Here is a 25,180-nt window from a genome sequence, read left to right as displayed (position 1 = left end):
CAAATAGCAGGCGGAATTCATCATGAACGATACTCTTTTTTCCGAATATTTCATCGGGGAACTACAACAAACGGCAGGAATTTTAAGCGGTCCGCTGAAGATTGCGGGGGAAATCATACTTCTTCCTGAATTTGAAGGGATCCGAAAAGCGATTGAGAGTGATCAATTCCAGTTGAGTATGGATAGGGCCGCTACTAAAAATCGCGAATTTAAAAATGGCAATACCAAAAAGCATCCACCAGCGGAATTAGTGGTTGCCTTGTTCATAGCCCGTCACTTTTATAATAATTGTTACGGGGAACGCGGCTATAGCATGTTATGTGAGAACAGTTCATTACATCAATTTATCGGGCGCCTAGGCATCGGGAAGTTCCCTTCACGCAATACGATTCATGAACAGATTTCTGCACTTTCTGAACATACCCTTACACTTTTTCATCAAGCTATTTTGAACTGTGTCAAAGCATGTGACTTAGATGATTTCTCAGCAGTAATCATTGATTCCACAGCCATCAAAGCCGATTCGTCCTGGCCGGTTGATAGTGCATTACTGAAGAACCTTAGTTGTAAAGTTATGAAAAATATTCAGAAAGTACATGATAAGCTCCCTTGCCTTGAACGTAGAGGAATCCCTCTCAAACGTCTACAGAATTACTGTGATGATATGAGTAAATTGGATTTTGTGATTTCGATGTTTAAAGGGAAGAAAGGAGCCAAGAAAATGAGGTATAAGTCTTATACACAAGAACTTTTGCCGAGGTGTCGAAAATTTATAACACGCCTGAAAAAGGTTCTACCTAAAATCAAACAGCACTGTAGCAGTATAAAGTCCTCGATGCTTGATGAAGATTTTTCTCGCTTTATTGATAAAGTTTTGATGGTTGAGCACCGCTTTAAGATGGCTCCTGAGGACTACGATGCCAAGACGGCAAGAAAAATTTACAGTATGAGTGATGACGACGCTGCCTTTATCAAAAAAGGCGGTCGTGAAACAGTTTTTGGTTATCGTCCAAACTTTGCTTTTAGTGCCAATGGTTTTCTGACTTCTTTCATTTTGGAATCTGGAAATACCAGTGACAGTAAAGTCTTTGCAGATTGCCTTGTGGAAAATAAAAAAATGACTGGAGAATCCGCTATGATGGTCAGTGTTGATGATGGATATAGCTCTGCAACGAATTTGGATTACGCCATAGAACAGGGAGTGGAATTAGTCAGTATCAGCGGTTCAAAGGGCAAGAAGCTTCTGGGAGAAGAAATTTATGAAAGTGAAAACTATCAGCTGGCGAGAAACATCCGCTCAATCTCTGAAGCGGGGATTTCAAAGATGAAGAACTATCACAATCTTGAGAGGTTTACCGTTTGTGGCTTAAAGAGAGTTCGACAGGAAACGCTCATAAGCACTATAGGGTTCAACTTGGAGAGACTCTACCAGTTATTATCTCAAATCGAACTTCAAGTTGCTGCGTAGAATGTCGGAGTGCATCAGGCTAGGGGTTCTGATCTTACACAAGAAATCAAGGAGAAAGTTATTTGTGACAAAATTAATGAATTTTCTGCAAAATTATAGATAGGGATTGAATCAAATCTCAAGCTAGCTCAAGGGTTTAGGCACAATATAAATATAATGAAAAATTCATCTTCTCAGTCAATTGAATTATGGAAAATAAAGTACGAGAGTTAGTGTGATCATTATCTAACAATCCCAAGGCTGCCATGAAAGAAGATCTGACGAGAATTACTCTCATTCAAAAATTACAGACCGACTATAACGAAGATTCATGGGATGAGTTTATAAATTTATATCGTGGCTATGTTTTTGTCATTATTAAGCGAATGAACTTTAGTGAAGAAGATTGCCACGACATTATGCAAACGACTTTTCTAAAGGTCTGGAAAAATGTCGAAAAGTTTGAGCATGGTGGTTACAATGGCCAATTTAGAAGATGGCTCGCTACAATTGCTCGCAATACCGCATTGCGTTTTATCCAAAAACAAAAAAGTGAGTCCACAAAACAAAACCTCTTTAAAATCACAAAACAAGAAGTTGATCTCGAGGCTTATACTCAGCCAGAAATCGAAGCTCTAGCCGACAAAGAGTGGGAGCTCTACCTATCCAACACTGCTTGGCATAATATTAAAGATGATTTAAATACTAATCTGCAAGAGGTTTTTAATATGTCATTAGAGGGCCTCCCGCTCTCGCAAATTGCCGAAACTTTAGACTTACCGAAAAACACTGTGTCGGTCTACAAGCGCCGCGTGCTCAATACACTGAAAAAAGAAATTAAACGATTAGAAAAGAAATTTTCTTAGAGTCCTAATCGACAAAACTAAATTGAATTCTCGGTATCTGCTCCATGACTGCAGGCGTTATTTGCCCTTGCCTTAAGATCACGATTTCGAGGCCAGGAACTTTTTGAAGTTCTTTCGGATTTTGGATTTTCTTCCCGGTAATAATAAGTTCTTTAACATAAGTCGAACCAAGTGTACTTGCATGAAAAGTACCTGTACCACTAAGATTTAATTCACCGATAAATGAGCCCGAAAATGCTGTTAATGCTCCCACATTATGATGATCACTTAAATCTATCGAAGTGAAAATCTGCCCATCGTTAGTCTTATACTGAAAGTCCCAATTTGTTTGCATCGGATTACAAGACTTCAAAACGTCATTAATTAAGTAAATTCGTCCTTCCGATGACTTGGAATAGCTCATTCTCGTTCTCATCATGCCGTTTGCCAGCCACCGGTGTCCTACTTTATTTAATTCGTGAAGCATACTTGTGAATTCCGCAATGGGCAGCGCTGATTTGGGTGCCTTCACTTTTGCGTATTTTTTTAAAATTGGTGCCGCAGTTTTTATGAAGTTGGTATTCGAAACATGCTTATCATAGATCTCGATTGCCTTGAATAATTCTTCGTTATAAATGTGCAGCACCAAAAGTTTTTTATGCACATTCAAATTCATCGGAGTGGCTTTTAAGGCAAAATCTAATTTTTCCTTGTAGCGTTTAGATTGCCATTTATCAAAAGTCAGTGGCGTATTAATAATATTCTTCGATGCCAACTCAGAAATTGTTAAGCGCTCTTCTCGTTCTGTCTCATAGAGTTTGAAATTTTGCTCGGCTTTTATAAGCGCCTCTACAGCTTCTTTCTGAGATTTTTGCGCCTCCTGGAAAGCCACTAGAGTCGCCGCTTTTGATTCTTGTAATTTATTAATAAAACCCGCAACTATGAGCACGACCAAAGTAACTGTGAAAGATATCGCCACACAGGCTTTCTTATGGCGCCTAAAAATGAGTTTTATTAAGGTTCCCAATCCTGCGTTTTCTGCGTTAGTCGCAAAACCATCTAGGTAACGTTGGACTTCATCTGCCAGTTCCGCAGCTGATTGATAACGCTTTTCTGGGTCGTGTTCCATCGCTTTCAAACAAACGGCATCTAGACTAGCTGGAATGGCATTTGTCGAACTGACTTCTGAGGGTGCGGAAGCTCTGCGCTCAAAGTTGATGTCATTGCGTGGGAAGGGGGTTTTACGACTTAATAAACTGTAGAGAATACCCCCTAGTGAATAAATATCGGTTCTTTCGTCAGTGAGCTTATCATGAGGACGAAACTGTTCTGGAGCCATGTACGATGGCGTACCTAAAATTTGATCTGTTGAATCCACTTCATCTATGGCCAAATCATTGTGGTCACCATCTGGAATAAATACGCGTTTCGCTAAGCCCCAATCATGGAGCAGAACTTCTTTATGGGCATCGATCTTTATATTATCAGGTTTTAAATCCAAATGAATGATTCCCCGAGAATGCGCGTATGAAACCGCATCACATATCTTAATAAAAATTCGCAGCGATTCATTTAAACTGAGTTCGACCTGATCCGTGAAAATCAATTCACTCAAATTTTTCCCTAAGACCAGCTTCATGGTAAAATAAGGCTTATCACCGACACGCACATCATAAACGGGTATGATGTTCGCGTGCTCCAATAAGGCACTCATTTTGGCTTCTCGCTTAAATCGTCTAAAGTTTTCTGTCGATTCTTTATCCTCAAGCAAAACGGCATAGGCCACGTCACGAGCACTCTGCTGATTAAAGGCTCGGTAGATATTTTTGAGCCCCCCAGAAGCGATTTTTTCTTTAATTATGTATGGCTGATCAGATAATTCTTCACTAATGGCTTCGTCACTTTCTTCCATATCCAAGAGTGATAAAATCCGGTCACTTGAATCAAAACAAGCTTCTGGCAATGCTTGCTTATTGCTTGAACTTTGATTCAAAAGTATCGCTCCTAGTTATAATTATAAAATGATCTTCTACAAAACCACCTCTTTGCCATAATTTAAAGTTCCATTAAATAATTTCAGCATTTCTTGTCATTAATTCCAAAACGCCGAATTCTTTTTATAAAATCAATTCGGAGACAAGATGAAAGCCACCTACATAATATTTATTCTCATATCACTCAACGCCATCTGCGCTAGCCGTCCCAACCTCATCGTCATTATGGCCGATGACTTAGGCTACAATGACGTCGGCTTTAATGGTTGCACCGAAATACCGACTCCAGGTATAGATTCCATAGCACAAAATGGCGTCAAGTTTACTAATGGCTACACCTCTTATTCCGTATGTGGCCCAAGCCGCGCCGGTTTTATCACTGGGCGATATCAACAGCGCTTTGGCTTTGAACGAAACCCCCAATGGAATCTCACAGACCCAAATTCTGCTCTACCAAAAAGTGAAATGACCATAGCTGAATCACTCACTCAAGTAGGTTATCACTGTGGCATTATTGGGAAATGGCATTTAGGAGCAGAGCCTAGTTTACGCCCTAACAAGCGTGGCTTTGATGAATTTTTTGGCCATCTAGGGGGTGGTCATCGCTTCATGCCAGAAGATTTAGTTATTCAACATACTGAAGAAGTGAAAAATGAATTAGATTCCTACAGAAGCTGGATTACGCGTAATGATACTCCAGTGAAAACGACGAAATACCTCACCGAAGAATTTAGTGATGAAGCCGTGAGCTTTATCAAAAGAAATCACCAAAAACCCTTTTTTCTTTTTCTTTCTTATAACGCCCCCCACTTACCCCTCCAGGCTACTGAAAAGTATCTCGCCAGATTCCCTCATATCAAGGATCCAAAACGCAAGACTTACGCCGCCATGGTGAGTGCTGTTGATGATGGCGTAAGTCAAGTGATGCAAAGCCTAAAAGAGACGAATATCGCAGATAATACCATCGTTTTCTTTCTTTCTGATAATGGTGGCCCATCACACAAAAATAAGTCCGATAACTTCCCCCTAAAAGGACAAAAATCTGATGTTTGGGAAGGTGGCTTCCGAGTTCCATTTGCCATGCAATACCCTGCCGCCATACAAGCCAAACAAGTTTATGATCACCCCGTAAGTTCGTTAGATATTTTTGCGACCATCGCAAGTTTAGCTCAATCTCCTACTCATGCGGACAAACCTTTAGATGGCGTCAACTTAATCCCCTTTATTACGGGAGAAAAAACTCAGGCTCCTCACGCACAAATTTTCATTCGCAAATTCGATCAATCTCGTTACGTCGTTCGCCAAGGTGATTTCAAGCTCGTCATTCCCTATAAAGATGCCCCACCACAGCTCTATAATTTATCAAAAGATATTGGTGAAGAAAATAACATCGCCGCAGTGCACCCTGAAAGAGTCAAAGAACTTGAGAAAGTTCGTAAACAATGGGACAGTGAATTAATGGACCCTATTTTCTTGGGACTCCTGCATACGGAGGCTTGGCAAAAAAAGGCTGCTCGAAAGAAAAGCAGTACTCAAAAAAAGTAAGCCCATATGAAAAAAACTATGCTCATCCTAGTCTGGCTCATCCCAGGGCTTTTATTCGCTAACCCTCTCAGCCCTTTTACAGATAAAAACCCTCTTTATCTTGAGGACAAAACTATTGTCCACTCTGGAGAAACTGAGCTAATCTCAAGGAACAAGCAAGCTTTATGGCAGATCAAAAAATCAGCTCAAAAACAACTACCTATCAACTTTTTTCCCGCTAAAAATCAGACTTGGGATTTGGCTCAAAAACTTTGGTTTTGCATTGATATTCACAATCACGGTTTAGATCCCGTCCTCATAAGAGGAGAGATCTCCGCAGGGCGGAAAAAAGTTTTAGGCGGTGTGCTCATTGAGCCACAACAAAAACAAACTTTAGCCATTTTTATGCCTCAATCAGATTCTAGGCCCGCGAATTACACTGAGCTATATGGCGCTGTAAAATCATTGCCCAATGGTAGTATCAGTTTAAAATGGCGTGAAATTGATTCATCCAAAATAGACAAACTCACACTCTATTCCTACTCAAATTCTGGTCAACATAACTTAGAAATCTCTGGATTCCGAGGAGCTACTGATCTTGTGCCCTTAGAGAATTCTGAGCTAGCTGTAAAAAACCGTCCTTACACAGATATTTTTGGTCAAAGCACCTTAAGTCAATGGCCTGAAAAAATCTTAAAAGAAAGTCATTTAAGCATTCAGAAACAAGCTGAAACTGAGGATTTAAAACTCCACACAGGCAATAAAAACCTAAGTCGCTTTGGTGGCTTATTAAGTGGTCCTCAGTTTAAAGCAAGAGGGCATTTTTATGTAAAAAAGCATGAAGGTAAATGGTGGTTCATCGATCCAGAGGGCTACATATTTTGGTCCTTTGGTATAACCGGAGTCAACAATTCTTCCGTGACTGAAGAACCCAAACTCAATAAAATTTTTAAAAATGCCCAAAACTTAAACCGCCAACAAGGCTTAAAACGCAATCAGTGGAATCCAAGATTATTAAATATCGAGAAAAAATATGGACAAAACTGGCAGCAAGACTATGGCCATATTCTTCACAAACGCTTTAAATCATGGGGCCTCAACACCTTTGGAAACTGGTCAACAAAAGATTATTATGGCCTAAAAAAGACGCCCTATACTGTGGCCGTCCACTACCGCTGTCAAAAACTTTCCCAAGATCCCAAAGCCTTGCCAGATGTCTTTCACTCGAGCTTTCCCGAAAGTCTTTCCGAAAAATTAATCACGCTTAAAGAGGAAGCTAACGACCCTTGGTGTCTAGGGTTTTTTATCGATAATGAATTGGATTTTGGTTCTAAATCATTGAGTACTGGTTCAAAAGTTTTAGGGGCGAATAAAGCTACAAAAACTTATCTAGATGCCATCTCTCAACTGCAAAAAAAATATCAATCTATTGATCATTTAAACAAAAGTTGGAATAGCCAATATACCAACTGGGATCAGCTGGAAGTCGACAAAGTAAAACCGAATAAAAATCTCCAAAAAGATTTATTGAACTTAGGACGACGGTACCTGGAAAAATACTTTTCTACTTGTGCGGAACTCATGAAAATTCATGCGCCGAAAAAACTCTATTTAGGTAGCAGAATTCATCGTAAAGAGAACCATTTAGCTATTGAAAGTTCTGGGAAATTTGCCGATGTCATCAGTATAAATTGTTACGACTTCACTCCTCTCATCATCAAATCACCAAAACACCTGGATAAGCCGATAATCATTGGTGAATTTCACTTTGGAACACTCAATGAAAGAGGTGTCTGGGGTGGAGGTTTATGCACATCTCCCAATTTGGAGCAGGCTGCCAAGCAATTTAAAGTCTACCTCAAACATGCATTATTAGACCCACGTTTTGTGGGTGCTCATTACTTTCAATTATACGACCAGGCCCTCACGGGGAGAAAAGATGGAGAAAATTACCGTATTGGCTTCTTGAGTATTACTGATACCCCCTACCCATCAATGATTAAGGCCGCTCGCGAACTTGCCGCAGAAATGTATTCATTACGCATGGCTAAAAATTTATTAATCAGCGAAGCCAAATAAACCAAGGTCGATTTATGAAATTTAGAACACTCATTTTTTTTAGTACTTTCTTTCTTAGTTCACTTAGTGCACAATCAGCACCTAATATTCTTTTTATTGCCATAGACGACATGAATGATTGGACTGGTTTTTTAGGTGGTCACCCTCAGGCACAAACACCTAATATGGATAGCTTGGCTAAAGAAGGTGTCAACTTTACCAATGCCCATTGTTCCGCCCCTGGCTGTTCCCCAAGTAGAAATGCGCTCTTGTACGGTATTGAACCCTTTAACTCGGGATTATACCCCTTTTACGAACACGAAATACACCAAGATTTACATCAGAAATACACCAGTCTCCCGCGCTTGCTTAAAGAAAACTCCTACAAGACCTATGGCTCTGGAAAAATTCATCATGGCCCCAAGGACGATTCTAGAGAATGGACGGATTATTATGAGCCAAAAAACTTTAAAAGACTCTATGCAAAAGGATCTGGCTACCAAGTCGGCAAATCTCATAAGTCATCCTTCCGACCCACCATATCACCCTATGAGCAACACCTTGATCATCAGTTCGTCGATTACGGCATAGACATTTTATCCCAAAAGCACGACAAACCTTTTTTCTTGGCTGTGGGCATCGTCAAACCCCACCTCCCCTTTAATGCGCCAAAGACATTTTTTGATGCGCTGCCAGAAGTGATCATTGCTCCAGAAATCCTTAATGACGACCTCAAAGATGTTCCTAAAGAAGCCAAAGATTTTCTAAAAACTCGCGATGACCGCCAATTCAAAAAGGACAAAGCCTGGGAAGATGTGCGTCGCGCCTACTTAGCCTGCATTTCTTGGGCAGATTATAATGTGGGCCGCCTAATCAAAGCTCTTGAAGACAGTGAGTATGCCAATAACACCATCATTGTCCTCTGGTCAGATCATGGCTACCACATGGGAGAAAAAAATACTTTCCGCAAATTCACTCTATGGGAAGAATCCACTCGAGTTCCTTTTATCATCAAGGATCTCCGTCCCAATTCAAATTTAATGAGTGCCAATTGTACTCAGGCCGTTTCACTCATCAATATTTACAAAACAATTGCGGACTTCGCAAATATCAAGACGCCAAAATATGTCGATGGCGTCAGCCTCATTCCACAATTACAAAATGTCGAAGAAAAAATACTTTACCCCACGATTAGTTCTTGGGGCAGGGGCAACTATAGCGTTCGCTCCGATGATTGGCGCTACACTCGTTACCATGATGGCACCGAAGAACTCTACTTTCACAAAACCGACCCAAATGAATGGAAAAACCTCGCCCAAAATCCAGAGTACAAAAATCAAAAACTTGAGCTCAAGAAACACTTGCCACAAACTGAACAGCAGGTCATCGAAGACTACATCGCACCTTGGAGCCTCCAAGGCGCAGATAAAGCTCGACTCCTCAAAAAGAAAAAATCTTCGTAGCAAAACATAAAATTCATTCTTCGTGTTCATTTAAAAAATACACACATTAGAGTGCATGATTTTTCTCATGGGTTTATTATCTTTTGGATAAGTGAAGCAATAATTTATTGCTCTAATTGAGAAAAAATCCCTCGCAACTACAGCGCAAGATTTTAGCTTTTTTGCGAAAACTTTGTACAGAGAGTGTATAGGATGAGTAATAACGAACGGTTATAAACGTATCTCATACCCAGATCTAATATTTAATAAAGGTAACTGGCCCATGTACAAATTTATTTTAATCACTGCTTTATTCATTTTTTCGAGCTCAGCAAAAGAACGCCCCAATATCTTATTTGCCATTGCCGATGATATGTCCCATGCGGGCTGCTTTGGCGATACTTGGGTCAAGACTCCCAACCTCGATCGCTTGGCCAAGGAAGGCATCCTCTTTGAAAATGCTTTTGTGAGCAACCCCAAATGCGGACCCTCACGAGCATCAACACTGGGCGGCCGTCATTTCTGGCAAATGCAGGAAGCCGCCATTCACTGGAGTCAATGGCCGGCCAAAATAAAAATTTATACCGATATCCTCGCAGAGAATGGTTATCACGTGGGCTATACTGGCAAGGGCTGGGGACCAGGACGCTACAATAATGTTCGTGAACACAACCCCGCTGGTCAAGCCTGGGATAAAATCACCAGTCAATCTCCTACCAAAGCCATGTCTAACACCGACTACGCGGCTAACTTCAAAGATTTCATCAAAGCCAAAAAAGATGGCCAGCCCTTTTGTTTCTGGTATGGTGCGAAAGAGCCCCATCGCAAATATACCAAAAATTCAGGTATCGAATCTGGTCTTAAGCCTGAATCAGTAAAAGTCCCAAAGTACTACCCTGATAATGCTATCGTTCGTAACGACCTCTTGGACTATGCCTTGGAAATTAATTGGTACGATCATCACCTTGGCCTCATTGTTCAACACCTCGAAGAAATCGGTGAATTGGATAACACGATAATTGTCGCTTTTTCAGATAATGGTGCCCCCTTCCCTCGCATCAAGGGACAACTCTATGATGACGATATCAACCTGCCAATGATTGCTCGCTGGGGCAAAATTCACAAGGGCGGCGCAGTAGTAAAAGATTTTGTCAGCAATATTGACTTAGGCCCCACTTTTCTCGATGCTGCAGGCATTGCGATCCCCGCAGAAATGAGTGGCAAAAGTTTCCTCGACATCTTCCATGCCAATAAGAGTGGCTACATTAACCCCGAACGCAACTTCGTTTGCGTCGGTCGCGAAAACCACGACCTCGGTCGCGAAGGCGACAAAGGCTACCCCGTCCGCGCCATTCGTACAGAAAAGTTTCTTTACATTCGTAACTTTGCTCCCGATCGTTACCCCTCAGGCAATCCTGAAACGGGCTACACAAATATCGATAGCTCACCGACTAAAGACAACATCCTCGCGCTCAATGAACAAGGCAATGACAAGTACTATAACTTGACCATGGCCAAGCGCTCCCAAGAAGAACTCTATCGCATTGACCAAGATTCGGACTGCATTAAGGATTTGGCAAAAAATCCGGAATACGCCGCCATCAAAGAAAAGCTTTGGAAACAACTGAGCGAGCAACTCAAAGCAACTCATGACCCACGCATGGGATCGAATCCAGATATTTTCGACGAATACGAGTACGTAGGAAAATCTAAAGCCAGTCACTCTTGGGAAGCTTACGAAAATAAGCGCTTTAAAAAGCAGAGCTATTAAGCTTTCAACAAAATAACGAGCAGCTGTAACATCCTCTAATCATCTTCGCTTTTATTGCTGATACTAAAATTTGTATTGCCATAATTGAACCCGATGATTGTAATGGATCTTATAAAATGAAAGCCTTTTTTCCTGCCTCGTTATTTTTCTAGTTTTTGGTCTAAATGCTAGTGCTGTTAAACAGTTTCAGCACAAGGACCGTGTGTGCTTTGTGGGAGATAGCATTACTCATGCGGGCTCCTACCATTCCTATATTTATTTGTATTACCTAACCCGTTTTCCCGAAAGAGAAATTCGTGTTATCAATAAGGGCTTAAGTGGAGGTCAGAGTCGTGGGACACTTAATCGTTTTTCGACGGATATAGCCACTACACAGCCGACAGTCACCACCATCATGCTCGGCATGAATGATGTGGGCAGACATTTTTATGGTGAAAAAAATAAAACTGACCCGAAAGCCATGGAGTTAAAGCAAAAAGCTCTCGATCGCTACCGTCAACAAATGCCCAAAATCATACGGAATCTACAAGATTTAGGGAGTGAAGTCATTCTCATCACGCCATCAATTTACGATCAAACCATGCAGGGTGCAACACATAACTATATAGGTGTTAACGATGCCCTAGCAGACTGCCGTCAATTCATTCTTAGCTCAGTAAAACTCATGAGCTTATCTTATGTAGATTTCTATAAGTCCATGCTACAAATCAATGCCCAGGTACAAGCCCAGAATCCCACCGACACTATCGTGGGTAAAGATAGGGTACATCCCACACAAGAACTTGGGCACTTTATTATGGCTTATGAATTTCTAAAATCACAAAAGCTGCCACAATATGTTTCGAAAGTTACTTTGGATATAAACAAGTCCAAAGCTCTTAACACCATCAATGCTACGCTGAGCAAACTCGCTTTGAGTGAAAAGAAGATCTCATTTAGTCTCAAAGCTCAATCTCTGCCCTTTCCTCAAACACCCGCTTTCGCAAAAGCCCTAGCTCTTGTGCCCTTTACCGAAGAACTCAATCAAGAAGTTCTCATCATCAAAAATTTAACTCCTGGTGAGTATAATTTAAGTATCGACGGGAGAAGCATCTCATCATTTTCAGCCTCTGACTTAGCTGACGGGGTTAACCTCGCTCTAGAAGAAAACACACCGCAATATCAGCAAGCTTTGGAAGTTTCACGCCTAAACGAAAAAAGAAGACAACTTCAACTGCAATTGAGAGATGCCGCCTTCACTTTTTACACCAGTGGACTCTACAAAAACAACTCAATTGATCTCAATGATCAAGAAGCTGTGAAAGCTTTTTTAGACAAACACGTGGAAAGTCGAATACATACCCAGTCTTATAAGTACCATAAAATGAAGGCCGCAAACTTTCTCATAACTCAAAAAAATAAGCAAAAAATACTCCGTGAGCTTGAGAGTCTTCACCAGAAAATTTACAGTTTGAATCAAACTCACGTCCATCATTATTCATTGACGAAAAAATAAAAACTCAGTCATTTCCCTTAAGCATTTCCTTCTTTTTAAAAAATCCCATATCAAAAATTTTATCCGCACAAGATCATCCCTTATAATTCGAATGCATTAATTACTTAATCTTCTGTAAAGGTCATCAATTGGCCGGCGTTTAATAGATAAAACAGTAAACACAAGGGAAATCTATGAATTTAAAATCTTCTTTTCTAGGACTAAGCCTAGGCCTAATGAGTACTCTGTCACTCCAAGCCTCTCAAATTGATTACGATCCACTCCCCTTCGGAGATGGGCCACGTGAAAAAGTTTTAGAAAGACTCACCACGGGAAAATGGTGGGAGAGAAAAGCTAATAATATGCATCAGAAGTTTATTGCTGAACGCGAACGTTCAAAAGCCATTGGTTTTGCCTTCTACGCACACGATCACGGCGTACTTAAGCTCACAGTTCAATGCTTTCCTCTCCTCCCCGACGAACCTACGTCCGTCACTTTAGAAATTAAAGAAAAGGGTCAGTGGAAAAAGCTTGATACTCAAGATGTCCTTTATCCAGGCTGGAGCTCACACTTCCGCGTCGAAAACTGGGATAGCTCAAAAACGGTTGACTACCGCGTCAAACTCGGTGATCTCTCGACTTTTGAAGGGACTTTCCGCAAAGACCCTAAGAATAAAGAAGAGATTGTCGTGGCTTCCATGTCCTGCAACTCCCCTCATGATGAAACTCCTTATCAACGCGCGGAATACATCAAAAACTTAAGTATTCACGATCCTGACTTACTCTTTTTTGCCGGTGACCAAAGCTACAATCACAAAGAACATACTTATGCCTTCCTGCAGTTTGGTGTACAATTTGCCGATATCATGAAAGATCGCCCCACAGTCATGATCCCCGACGATCACGACATTGGTCAAGCCAACTTCTGGGGTGAAGCTGGTGGAGTTGCCGATGCCATGAGTGGTGATTCTGGTGGTTATTACTTCCCAGGCTCCTATGTGAAAATGGTAGAACGTCAGCAAACTTTTAATCTTCCCGACGCCTACGATCCCACTCCCATCAAACAGGGAATTGGCGTTTGGTACACTGACCTCAATGTAGGTGGTATTGATTTTGCCATTATTGAAGATCGTAAATTTAAAACTGGCCCCAAAGGTACGATCCCGCCAATGGGTCCACGCGCCGATCACATCAACGACCCAAGCTACGACCGCAAAGCCGTCGACCTTCCTGGCCTCAAACTTCTTGGTAATCGCCAACTCAAGTTCCTCCATAACTGGAGTCAGGATTGGACGGGTGCTCAAATGAAATCCGTGCTTTCTGCAACAGCCTTTACGGGGGCGGTTCATAAGCATGGTAAACTCGACAACCGCCTGCTCGCCGATTTAGACTCCAATGCATGGCCACAAACTGGCCGTAACAAAGCTTTAACGGAAATCCGTCGCGGCGTCGCCACTCACCTCTGTGGTGACCAGCATTTAGGTGTATCCGTTAAACATGGTATCGAAGGTTTCCGCGATGGCCCCTACGCTTTCACTAACCCTGCGCTTGTTAATACTGTCTATGGTCGCTGGTGGTGGCCAGAAAATGAACAAGCTGGTGGTGGTGAAAAGATTGATGGCCCCCTTCCTTGGACGGGTGATTACCTCGACGGCCTTGGCAATAAAATGACCATGCTCGCCTATGCTAACCCCAAGTATGCGACAAAAGCGGAACTCATGAAAAATCGTACATCACGTGCTGATGGATACGGACTCGTTCGCTTCAACAAGTCCAATAACAAAGTGACTTTCGAATGCTGGCCGCGTTTTTGCGATGTCCGCAAAGGTGACTCAGTTCAATTCCCCGGCTGGCCAATTTCTTTCCAGATGGAAGAAAACGACGGTCGCAAACCAGCGGGTCACTTGCCCATGATCAATTTTGATGTGGAAAACCCCGTTGTTCAGGTCATCAAAGATGCCACAGGTGAGATCCTCTACACGCGTCGTATTCAAGGTAAGAGTTTCTCGGCTCCCGTTTACGCTAAAGGTACTTACACAGTAAAAGCCGGCCTCGGCAAAACTGACCTCTGGGAAAAGAAATCTCTCAGCCCCGGAACCAAGCAACTTGTGAATGCTCAACTGAAGTAAAGAAACTCAGAGTATTTCTAAGGGCTGAACTCCTGAGTTCAGCCCTTTTTTATTTTAGTCCTCGAGCCAACTTTATAAGAAAATGATTAAACTCACCTAGAGAACGAGTCGCTTTATTTCCACTTTGGGATAATGCCCAAAATTGATTATAAAACCTAAGCCCAAGCCGGTTGCTTTCAAATAATTTATCACCTGAGCTATGTGAATAGAATTTATTTCTTGAACAGCTTTTAGTTCTAAAATTATCTGACCAAAACAGATGAAATCTGGTTTGTATTTTTGCATTAAAATTTGGTCTTTATATCTAATTTCTAAACTAGTTTGTGAACTATAGGGAATATTTTGACGCATCAATTCTTTTTCTAGACATTCTTGATAGACCGCTTCTAAAAAACCCGGCCCCATTTCTTTATACACCTCAAAAATGGCTCCCTGAATCAAGTACGATTCTTCTTTGAATAAAAATGTTTTCTTTTCCATACTCTAAACTCCTTTCCCCTTATAATTAAACATCAAAACCCTCATAACAAATATTTAAGATTAAGGAACCACTAAAGAGCACAGAAAAACACAAAAATAGGAGATGATTAAAATTATAAATGAACTTTTTCACTTTCCATTTCGAGACAAAAACCTTCTGTGTCTTTTTGTGATTTTCTGTGGTTAAAACTTTTCATTTTCTCATCTCCATATTAAGTGTACAGAAGATCTACTTTTTAGTAGTCCATTGATTTAATGGTACTCAATTAAATTCAGCAAATATTATAACCATGCCAGGATAAAGAACCACTAAAGAACACAGAAATAGTCAGTCAATAAACTATAGGTAACTTACATTTCGAGACATAAACCTTCTGTGTCTTTTTGTGATTTTCTGGGGTTAAAACTTTTCATTTATTGTACTTTCTCATCTCTACTTAAATGTACAGAAAAACTATTTTCTTGACGTCCATTGAATTAATGGCGCTCAATTAAATTCAGCAAATATTATAAATATTCCAGGTTAGGGAACCACTAAAGAGCACAGAAAAACACAAAAGCAGTCGGTGAATAAACTATAGGCAACTTACATTTCGAGACAAAAACCTTCTGTGTCTTTTTGTGATTTCCTGTGGTTAAAACTTTTCATTTTCTCATCTCCATATTAAGTGTGCAGAAGATCTACTTTTTAGTACTCCATTGACTTAAGGCACTCAATTAAATTCAGCAAATATTATAAATATTCCAGGTTAGGGAACCACTAAAGAGCACAGAAAAACACAAAAATAGGGAATGATTAAAATTATAAATGAACTTTTTCACTTTCCATTTCGAGACAAAAACCTTCTGTGTCTTTTTGTGATTTTCTGTGGTTAAAACTTTTCATTTTCTCATCTCCATATTAAGTGTACAGAAGATCTACTTTTTAGTAGTCCATTGATTTAATGGTACTCAATTAAATTCAGCAAATATTATAACCATGCCAGGATAAAGAACCACTAAAGAGCACAGAAAAACACAAAAATAGGGGATGATTAAAATTATAAATGAACTTTTTTATTTTCCATTTAGATCGCATAACCTTCTGTGTCTTTTTGTGATTTTCCGTGGTTAAAACTTTTCATTTTCTCATCTCTACTTAAATGTACAGAAAAGCTACTTTTTAGAATCCATTGACTTGAGGTACTCAATTAAATCGGCAAATTGCTGTAAGCTTAGCCCATCGACTAGATGCAAGGACATCATGTTGAGCCCAGGTTCAGTTTTTTTGATTTTCGTTGCATCGAGTTTCGTTGCGATCCCCGCAATATTATGGAGAACAACTTGCTTGGAATCCTTTTTTACCAGCGTCCCCAAATGACTTGAGCCATCATTCATCTGAATAGTCACCCAAGACTTTGCGATACTCGCACCAGGCTTAAGAATGGACTCAGCTAAGGCTTCTTTGCTCATTTTTCCTAATTTTGTGAGGTCAGGACCTTTGATGACTTGTCCATGTGCAATATTATGGCAGGCAATACAGCCCACGGTTTTGATGATTTCCTTACCCTTTTTCTTATTGCCTTTATGTTTTGATAAGTAAATCACCACATCTTCGATAGCCGATTTGCCCACTTTCACATCACCAGCTTTTTTCGGCTTCTGATCTTGCGTGCTTTGTACTTTGCCATCTAAATTGCAACGATTTTTTGTGACCTCAGCTTCTATGACCTGACGTTTTTGGCCCGAATGACTCGCTAAATACTTGTTCAACACTTCTGCAATGCGTTTCGATTGTTCCCAGCTTGTGGGCTCAAAATAGGGGCCGCGCGGATCTGGTCGCGTACTCCACCAAGTGCTGCCATCCCAGTCCACATCCTTTTGCTGAAGACGCATAAGCACGCTGTAGATCTGAATTTTCAGTTCTTCATCTGCGGAGCTTAAACGTTCAATCAAGGCATCGACAATAAGTTTATCATGCATGAACTTCATTGTATTGAGTGCTGCAGATTGTTGCTTCTTGTCCGCGCTATTTAAGCCCTTAATGACGGCTTCATATGCTTGGAGATTCACTAAGGCTTGGCGAGCCATATGAGGAATAATAATGCTGGGATTAGGTGTGGAACAAACTGTCGGAGTATTTTTTGAGCTTTTAGAATTTTTTGACGCTTCTGAACTCACGATAAACTTGACTGAGGCTTCTTTGTGAGCCCCTAAACTGATCATTCCTTTAGCCGTGAAGTACTTCGCTCCCTTAGGAAGCTTGTATACGATACTCGATTGAGCGTGAGTCCCAATTCCTTTTATAGACTCCTTTTTCAAATTTTTAAGTTCTTGACCTCGGCAATCCTTATTCACTAAAGTTTTGCCCCAGCCACCTTTCGCTTTTTCCCATTTTACTTTTGTGAGATCAACTTTTTCACCGTTCTTGAGCTCAATAACTGGGTCAACCCAGGCCGCGTGATCACCACCATTGTTCCCAAGGCTATCAACAACGAGATTAAGAACGCTGTATTGACTAAGATCCACTTTAATATCCACTGAAGAATTCTTATAAGTCACTTTGGGAGACGTGTAATTAGTGAAATTCTTCTCTTTCTTCATTTGTGATTGAGGAGGCCTTGCTAAAGTCAATAATTGATCGGCAACTTGCTGCTTGCCGATTCTGCCTAAAGCCACACTTGCGGCAATTCGCACACGAGGATTCTCATCTTGTAAGTACTGAGCGATTAACTTTACATCGGCTTTCTGATTAAAGGTTTCTCTATCTCCCATGAGGCGAATCGCATGCTCACGAAGATCTTTATCTTGACTCAGTTCTTCTAAATGACTAAAAGCCGCACTTTCGCCTAATTGTGCCAAAGTATAAACAGCTGCCACACGTGCTTCAAGTGTTTTTGCGGACTTCGCCAATTGCTTTAAATCACTGAGGTAAGCCTGATCTTTTCGCGCTAAAATTTCTTGCTGTGCATAAATACGTGCGGTAAAACTCTCAGAATCTATAAAAGCTAAAAGTTCAGCTTTAGAGGCCTTTGTTAAATTTGGGAAAGCTTTGTATTCCCAGCCCTCGGGCACATAGCGTTCAACATAACCTTTTTGGGGATTGCCTTTATAGCCAGCACCTGCCCAAGCAGCCACATACATTCTACCCGAAGCATCCACATCCAAGTCAGCGACTTGAGACACTTTGAGAAAATCTTTAGGTTGATCTGTAAAAGAAGGTCCATCGGCTTTTACATCATGAATAAAAATCATTGATCGCCCCCAATCCGCCATGAGAGGCTTATTATTGTATTCCTTAGGCCATGAGGGCTCTTGAAGGAAAAGGGCACCCGTACCAGAACCGCCACCATACATGCCCAAGGCAGGGACCATGTCTTCGATAAACTTTTTGTACAAGCAGGGATAACCATATTCTCCCGATTGAATGTAGTGACTGAAGCGAACCCACCAGCCCACACCATCGTTGGTATTTTCTCTCGCAAAGACATTCATAAAGGGATCGATGGCCACATCATAAACATTTCGCGTCCCATGAATAAACATTTCTAATTCATGACCATTGGGACGAACGCGCGCCACTCCACCACCGTAAAAAGTGAGCTTCTTGCCATCGGCTCCCTCTGCATCAACAAAGCCGAAATCCCCTACAGAAATATAGAGCCAGCCATCAACACCTAAGCGAATATTATTTGTGCAGTGGTCCGCACCACGACTTTGGACAAATTTGGGATTGCCAATGCCTTTGACGAGAATTTTTCCGGGACCATCAGCCACACCATCATTATCTGCATCCGTAAACACAGTAATATCTTGGCCATAAACTTTGCCATCCTTTTGAGAACAGTGAAGGACAATCAATTTGTTTCCAATAGAAACAATCCCACGCGGGTTATCAATCGTCACATAATCTGTGACTTGATCCGCAACGCCGTCATTATTCGTATCGCGAAGGCGTTTAATCACCCCCATGTTAATTTTTTTGCCTAAAGAACCCTGTTGATCCACACCAACAAAGACATCACCATAAGGCGAAGCGGCAATGACGGCTGGACAAGGCGTTTTCGTATGATCAGAATAAAGAGTTTTTTCGAGTTTTTGGGCAAAGCTAGGTAAACTTGCTAGCATCAAAGTGAGTGTGAGCCATTGTTTCATTTTTCAGAAGGTCCTATAGAAAATTTAGAATCAGGCTCAGTGCATTTCACGACACTATCGCCTGTTGTTATGATTGATAATCACTTATCTAAATCACCATCACCCAGTCTAAACACTTAAGGCTTAAATAATACAATATTTTCGAGTTCTAATAAATAACTCTCTATCATTCATAAACAAGGATATGTATAGAAAAGTGCCGTTTTGTATACACCTTATGAGGATATGTATAGAAAAGTGCCATTTCGTATACATATCCAAACTCTGCGCCACAGCGGCTCTGCCTGAGTGTTTTGATTTAATATATCGAACTCTATGCCGTTCCTTCGGAACTCGCTAATTATAGGCCATATACAGACTCTAGTTCTCACGAACTAGGCTAAGTTATGGCGTGCTTTCAGCACTCTATTTAGTCGGCATCTCAACCAGCTCTGCTCGTGACTATTTTACTTTTAAACATGTAGTGAGAAGTGCCGTTTTGTATACATATCAAAACCCCGCGCCACAGCGGCTCTGCCTGAGTATGTTGATTTAATTTATCGAACTCTATGCCGTTCCTTCAGAACTCACTAATAATCAGTTATTTACATTCTCTAGCTCTCACGAGCTAGGCTAAATCATGGCGTGCTTTCAGCACTCTATTTTTCTATAACTCCGCGGCCGAGGCAGATGAGGTCGTCGTAAAAGATGCAGGATTGACCTGGGGCAATGCCCTTATCTTTTTCAGCGAGCTTAATGAAAACGCGACTTTCGCCGAGATCCATGATGCGGGCTTCAACGAGTTGAGGGCCATGACGGAGTTTTACTTTGAGATTGGTATTTTTAGGAAATTTTCCTGAAGTCCAGTGCACTGTATTGACAGTGACTTCGTCGCGAAGCTGATCTTCCAGACCATTTTTGTGGGAGATATATACAATGTTGGTCGCCAAATCTTTTTTAACCACGTACCAAGGGCCACCTGAGAGGCCGAGGCCTGAACGTTGACCAATGGTGTGAAACCAAACGCCTTTGTGTTCGCCTTTTTTCTCATCCGTTTCAATTTCGATGATATCGCCCTGCTTTTCACCCAAGTGAAAACGAACAAAGTCGGGATAAGAAATTTTGCCGAGGAAGCAGATCCCCTGTGAATCCTTGCGGACTTTATTGGGTAAATCGTATTCTTCAGCGAGTTCACGCACACGACTCTTCATCAATGAACCAATGGGGAACAAAGCACGTGAGAGCTGAGCCTGACTTAGAGAAGATAAAAAATAGGTTTGATCCTTAACTGGATCGGGAGCGCGGAGCAATTCAAAAATGCCTTCTTCATTTTCTTGAACTTGAGCGTAGTGACCCGTGGCCACTTTATCGTAAGTTTCGTCAATCGCATCGAAAAAGGCACCGAATTTGATGCGCTCATTACAGAGAATATCTGGACTCGGGGTTCTACCTTGTTTGAGCTCAGCCAAAACGTAGGAAACAACGCGATCCATGTATTCTTTTTGAAGTGGCACAACCTGCAGAGGAATATCGAGTTCCTCACAGACTGCACGCACGTATTGCATGTCTTCTTCCCAAGGGCACTCCCCGAGGAAAGCGAGTTCATCTTCAAGCCAAATCTTGAGGTAAAAGGCCGTGATCTCGTGACCGCCTTCTTCTTTGAGAAGGCGTAAAGCCACGGAGCTATCCACCCCTCCCGAAAGAAGCATAGCAATTTTCATTTTTTAGCCCTGCATCTTTGGCTTGGGCTTCGGCAAGTTGAGCTTGAGGTGAAGTTCCTTAAGCTGATCTTGCGATACTGGTGACGGAGCGTTCATCAACAAATCTTGAGCTGAACCATTGAGTGGGAAAGCAATGATTTCGCGAATGCTTGGCTCACCAAGAATAAGCATAACCATACGGTCAACACCCGGCGCAATACCTGCGTGAGGAGGTGCACCATGGCGGAAAGCATTGATCATACCAGAGAAACTCGATTCAACTTCTTCAGCTGCGTAACCCGCAATTCCGAAAGCTTTGAGCATGATGTCAGGACGGTGGTTACGAACTGCTCCAGAGGAGAGCTCAATACCATTACAAACGAGGTCATATTGCCAAGCGAGAACGTCGAGTGGATCCATTGTTTCGAGTGCTTCCATCTCGCCCTGAGGCATAGAGAATGGGTTGTGACTGAACTCAACTTTCTTAGTCTCGTCATTGTATTCGAACATCGGATAATCCACGATCCAGCAGAATTTGAATTCTTTTTCGTCGAGGAGATTGAGGCGTTGCCCCAATTCATCGCGAACTGCAGCACAAATGCGGCAAGCATTCTTTTCTTTGTCAGCTACGAAGTAAACCACGTCACCATCTTGTACATCGCAAGCTTCTTTGATGCTATTGATTGTTTCTTCTGAAAGGAATTTAGCAATGGGGCTACGGAGCTCACCATTTTCGAAAATGAGGTAACCGAGACCTTTTGAGCCAACCGACTGAGCAAAAGTAATCATTTTGTCGTGGAACTTACGAGAAGCACCCGCGTGATTCGAAACTTTCATTGCGCGAACGACGCCACCTTTTTTCACTACAGAAGCAAAAGCGGTGAACTCAGAATCGACAAATGCAGGAGATATATCGCTGATAATAATCGGGTTACGTAAGTCAGGTTTATCAGAACCATATTTAAGCATAGATTCTTTGTAAGGGATGCGAACGAATTCTTTTTCGTCTGTGGTCCAAGGAGTGAACTCTTGGAAAGTACCAATGATCACTTCTTCGATGACTTTGAAAACGTCATCTTGTGTTGCAAAAGACATTTCCATATCCAACTGATAGAACTCACCAGGTGAACGGTCGGCACGAGCGTCTTCGTCGCGGAAACAAGGCGCAATCTGGAAATACTTATCAAAGCCAGAAACCATGAGCAATTGCTTGAACTGCTGAGGCGCCTGAGGTAGCGCGTAGAATTTACCCGGATTTAAACGCGAAGGAACGAGGAAGTCACGTGCACCCTCTGGCGAACTTGCCGTGAGGATTGGAGTCTGGAATTCGTTGAAGCCGAGGCCAGTCATACGTTGACGGAGGCTCGCAATAATTTTGGCACGTGTGATGATGTTATGGTGCATACGCGAAGTACGCAAATCGAGGTAACGGTGCTCGAGGCGCATGGCTTCAGGCATTTCCATTTCGAGAGCCACATTAAAAGGCATGTGCTCAACGAGGCTTTCCATTTTCAATTCTTTGGCAATGAGCTCAACTTCACCCGTAGGAATTTTGCTATTGAAAGTTTCTTCGTCGCGGAGAACAACGTCACCCGTAACAGTAATAACGGATTCGAGTTTCCAGTGGTGAACATCCATGTGAAAATCTTCTTGGGGGTTGATGACAACCTGAGTAATTCCGTAGTGATCGCGTAAGTCAATGAAAACAATACCACCCATATCGCGCACGCGGTGAATCCAACCAGAGAGGCGGGCTCCTTGCCCAGCGTCATCTTTGCGCAAGTCGTTGCAGGAGTGACTTCTGTAAGTATGCATATTAAACCTGTATATAACTTTTTATCTATTAAAATCTTAAGAACCCGCAATATAGGAGAACATTTTAGTATTTCTACAGGGCTAGACAAAGAATTGGGCAATTGCAAAAGCCTCAAAAATTTAGGCAAAATCATGGACTTCTTAACATAAGTAATTTAATCTTCACCAATTTTTCAAAAATTATTAAAATGTTCTTTATAAAGACCTTCTAAATATGGTAAACAGCCTATTTTTGGAACATATATGAAATCACAGTACAAGAAGAATCTTCACTTCGACTACCAAAAAGCTCTTATCGACCTCCGCGGCCCCTACCAAGAGCACAAGCACAAGCTCAAAATCGACCTCCACTGCCACGACTACAATAGCGATGTTCCCGATGAATTGTGGGGACGTTTACTACAACTCAGAGAAACTTGGGTTACGAGCGAGGAACTCTTTGACTGTTTGAAGCGTAATCGGACAGACGTGACCACAATAACTAATCATAACAACGCTCGTTCATGTTGGGATATGCTCGAAAAAGGCCACGATGTCTTACCCGGCGCTGAATTCACCTGCTTTTTTGAAGAGTACAATCTGTATTTACACGTCCTCGCCTACGGTTTTTCTCCTGCTCAAGAAGAAAAACTCAATGAACTCAGAAAAAATATCTTTGCCTTCGCCGCTTACTGCCGCAAACACGAAATCCCCACTATTCTTCCTCATCCTCTCTACTTTTACTCCAAAGGTAAAGAACCCCCCATGGAAGCTTATGAAAAGTTAGCGCTGATTTTTGAACGTTTCGAGGGGCTCAATGGCCAACGTGACATTTGGCAAAACCTCTTAACAGTTGAATGGATTCGATCCCTCACGCCTGAAAAAATTGAAGCCCTAGAGAAAAAGCATAATATTTCTTCAGACATCTATTGCCGTAACCCCTACAAAAAGAGTATTTCTGGTGGAACTGATGATCACCTAGGCATTTTAGCGGGCTCTTGCGGCACGACGCTTTATGTCGATGATATCATAACGGGAACTCGCATGCTCAAACCATCTGAGCTCGCATTAGAAGCGATCTGGAGAGGTAACTTTCATCCCTATGGCAATATTGCCGATGAAGAAAAATTAACTATTGCCTTTCTTGACTACCTCTGCCAAGTTGTTCTTAACATGAAAGACCCAGGGCTCGTTCGCCTGCTTATCCACAAAGGAAGTCTAAAAGACAAAGCCGCCTGCTTTATATTGGGTAATGGACTTCTAGAACTCCAACGTCACAAGTACACAACCAAGTATCTCAAGACTTTTCACAAAGCCCTCCAAGGCCATAAACCGAGCTTCCTTCTCGGCCTTGCCGCGCCAAAAGAGTATAAACAATTTATCACCCCACTTGTGGCACTTTCCCAGGCAAGTAAAAGTAATGACCGCGAAAAATTTGAAAACGAATTGCACAAGCTTGTTCCCAACATGTTCACTAAAGTGAGTAAGCTCATCGGTGATCGAGTTCAAAGTGAAATCACCCACTTCCAAAAGCGCCGCGAATTTAAGAGCCCGAAATTCGAAGTTCCTCTTCACCTGCGCCATCTCTTTAAGAATTTCACCAAAAATGATCAAGGTTTCAACTTAGGTAAAACCCTTGATAAGCTCAGTTTCCCCGCGCTCTTTTCTCTCATTCTCACTAGCGCAAAGTTGGTGGCATCCCGCGCTCTCAATAGCAATCATGATTTCCTCAACAAATTTGCTCATCACTTAGGTCGTTATGAAAAAGATAACAAAATCCTCTGGCTAATTGATGGACATGAATACTATAAGGACACCAAGGCTTGGTCAGACCTTAAAAGTCGATGTGAAAATGCCGCGATTAATATTGAATTCATGATCTGTTCACAAGGCATTCCAACTGACCCTAAGATTAAATACACTCATTCACTCACAACTCTCGACCTTCAGGAAGAACTTGTCCCAGAAAAGATTGCCATCCCCGATTGGTTTGAGTTGCACACTAGCTTTAAAGAGGGAGATTTTGATCAAGTCATATGTACAGGTGAAGTCATGGGGCTAGCGGGATTATTCCTGCAACAGGCCTTCTCAATTCCCGTCTCTCTTCATATACAAACTGACTGGTTAGCCCGAATTGACCACCCATCTAAGCCGACGCCCTATTTTTCTCAAGTACGTCGTTACCTCAGGGCCTTTTACGGGATTTTTGATAACTTGCTCTGTTCTTCAGAAGCCGTTCATAAAAGGCTTTTGCATCAAGACATGGACTTTAAGGAGGAAGAAATTGATTTTTTTGCAGAGACATCCCTACCCAAATGTCTATTCCCAAAAAATCATTGCTCCCTTGAACCCCCTGCAGAAGAAAAGGCTAAAAGTTCTAGCTTCTTTGAAGATTTCTTAAAAGTTTAA

Annotated in this window: 14 protein-coding genes; 9 read left to right on the top strand and 5 right to left on the bottom strand. The window is 41.7% G+C overall.

Annotated elements, in window-relative coordinates; all coding sequences use genetic code 11:
* Positions 1–22: 22 nt before the first annotated feature.
* The gene (locus LNTAR_RS08805; protein ID WP_007278333.1) at positions 23–1,468 is read left to right on the top strand and encodes an ISNCY-like element ISLar6 family transposase; all 1,446 of its coding nucleotides are present in this window, start codon (positions 23–25) and stop codon (positions 1,466–1,468) included.
* Positions 1,469–1,713: 245 nt separating this feature from the next.
* Complete coding sequence (locus tag LNTAR_RS08800; RefSeq protein ID WP_007278332.1) at positions 1,714–2,313, top strand: RNA polymerase sigma factor; 600 nt, start codon at positions 1,714–1,716, stop codon at positions 2,311–2,313.
* 4 nt (positions 2,314–2,317) lie between these two features.
* Here LNTAR_RS08800 and LNTAR_RS08795 read toward each other — a convergent pair whose 3' ends face one another.
* Positions 2,318–4,285, bottom strand: coding sequence for a serine/threonine protein kinase (locus tag LNTAR_RS08795; protein WP_007278331.1), 1,968 nt, complete (start codon positions 4,283–4,285; stop codon positions 2,318–2,320).
* A gap of 148 nt (positions 4,286–4,433) precedes the next feature.
* Between LNTAR_RS08795 and LNTAR_RS08790 the strand changes: the two genes are divergently transcribed.
* The 6 genes from LNTAR_RS08790 to LNTAR_RS08765 all read left to right on the top strand — a co-directional run bounded on the left by LNTAR_RS08790 (position 4,434) and on the right by LNTAR_RS08765 (position 14,684).
* On the top strand, positions 4,434–5,831 hold the full coding sequence (locus tag LNTAR_RS08790) for a sulfatase-like hydrolase/transferase (protein ID WP_007278330.1): 1,398 nt from the start codon (positions 4,434–4,436) through the stop codon (positions 5,829–5,831).
* Positions 5,832–5,837: 6 nt separating this feature from the next.
* The gene (locus tag LNTAR_RS08785) at positions 5,838–7,889 is read left to right on the top strand and encodes a thioredoxin domain-containing protein (protein WP_007278329.1); all 2,052 of its coding nucleotides are present in this window, start codon (positions 5,838–5,840) and stop codon (positions 7,887–7,889) included.
* A 14-nt stretch (positions 7,890–7,903) separates the two neighbouring features.
* Positions 7,904–9,331, top strand: coding sequence for a sulfatase (locus tag LNTAR_RS08780; protein WP_007278328.1), 1,428 nt, complete (start codon positions 7,904–7,906; stop codon positions 9,329–9,331).
* A 262-nt stretch (positions 9,332–9,593) separates the two neighbouring features.
* A complete protein-coding gene (locus LNTAR_RS08775; RefSeq protein ID WP_007278327.1) occupies positions 9,594–11,081 on the top strand; it encodes a sulfatase family protein in 1,488 nt (495 codons plus the stop codon).
* A 211-nt stretch (positions 11,082–11,292) separates the two neighbouring features.
* A complete protein-coding gene (locus LNTAR_RS08770; protein ID WP_007278326.1) occupies positions 11,293–12,576 on the top strand; it encodes an SGNH/GDSL hydrolase family protein in 1,284 nt (427 codons plus the stop codon).
* 173 nt (positions 12,577–12,749) lie between these two features.
* Positions 12,750–14,684: a hypothetical protein gene (locus tag LNTAR_RS08765; RefSeq protein WP_007278325.1), complete on the top strand. Its 1,935-nt coding sequence runs from the start codon at positions 12,750–12,752 to the stop codon at positions 14,682–14,684.
* Between the two features lie 96 nt (positions 14,685–14,780).
* Here the strand turns inward: LNTAR_RS08765 and LNTAR_RS08760 are convergent, their stop codons facing one another.
* The 4 genes from LNTAR_RS08760 to aspS all read right to left on the bottom strand — a co-directional run bounded on the left by LNTAR_RS08760 (position 14,781) and on the right by aspS (position 22,792).
* Positions 14,781–15,164, bottom strand: coding sequence for a GxxExxY protein (locus LNTAR_RS08760; RefSeq protein WP_007278324.1), 384 nt, complete (start codon positions 15,162–15,164; stop codon positions 14,781–14,783).
* A gap of 1,155 nt (positions 15,165–16,319) precedes the next feature.
* A complete protein-coding gene (locus tag LNTAR_RS25450) occupies positions 16,320–19,298 on the bottom strand; it encodes a DUF7133 domain-containing protein (protein ID WP_007278322.1) in 2,979 nt (992 codons plus the stop codon).
* Between the two features lie 638 nt (positions 19,299–19,936).
* Complete coding sequence (gene mnmA / locus LNTAR_RS08750; RefSeq protein ID WP_007278321.1) at positions 19,937–20,998, bottom strand: tRNA 2-thiouridine(34) synthase MnmA; 1,062 nt, start codon at positions 20,996–20,998, stop codon at positions 19,937–19,939.
* A 3-nt stretch (positions 20,999–21,001) separates the two neighbouring features.
* Positions 21,002–22,792 carry an aspartate--tRNA ligase gene (gene aspS, locus LNTAR_RS08745; RefSeq protein WP_007278320.1) on the bottom strand — a complete coding sequence of 597 codons (1,791 nt, stop codon included), beginning with the start codon at positions 22,790–22,792 and terminating at the stop codon, positions 21,002–21,004.
* 243 nt (positions 22,793–23,035) lie between these two features.
* On the opposite strand from aspS, the gene LNTAR_RS08740 reads away from it, so the two are divergent.
* Entirely contained in the window at positions 23,036–25,180 is a 2,145-nt protein-coding gene (locus LNTAR_RS08740; protein ID WP_007278318.1) for a PHP domain-containing protein, read from the top strand.

Source organism: Lentisphaera araneosa HTCC2155 (assembly GCF_000170755.1).
Lineage (GTDB): Bacteria > Verrucomicrobiota > Lentisphaeria > Lentisphaerales > Lentisphaeraceae > Lentisphaera > Lentisphaera araneosa.
This window is presented reverse-complemented; position numbering and strand designations above follow the sequence as displayed.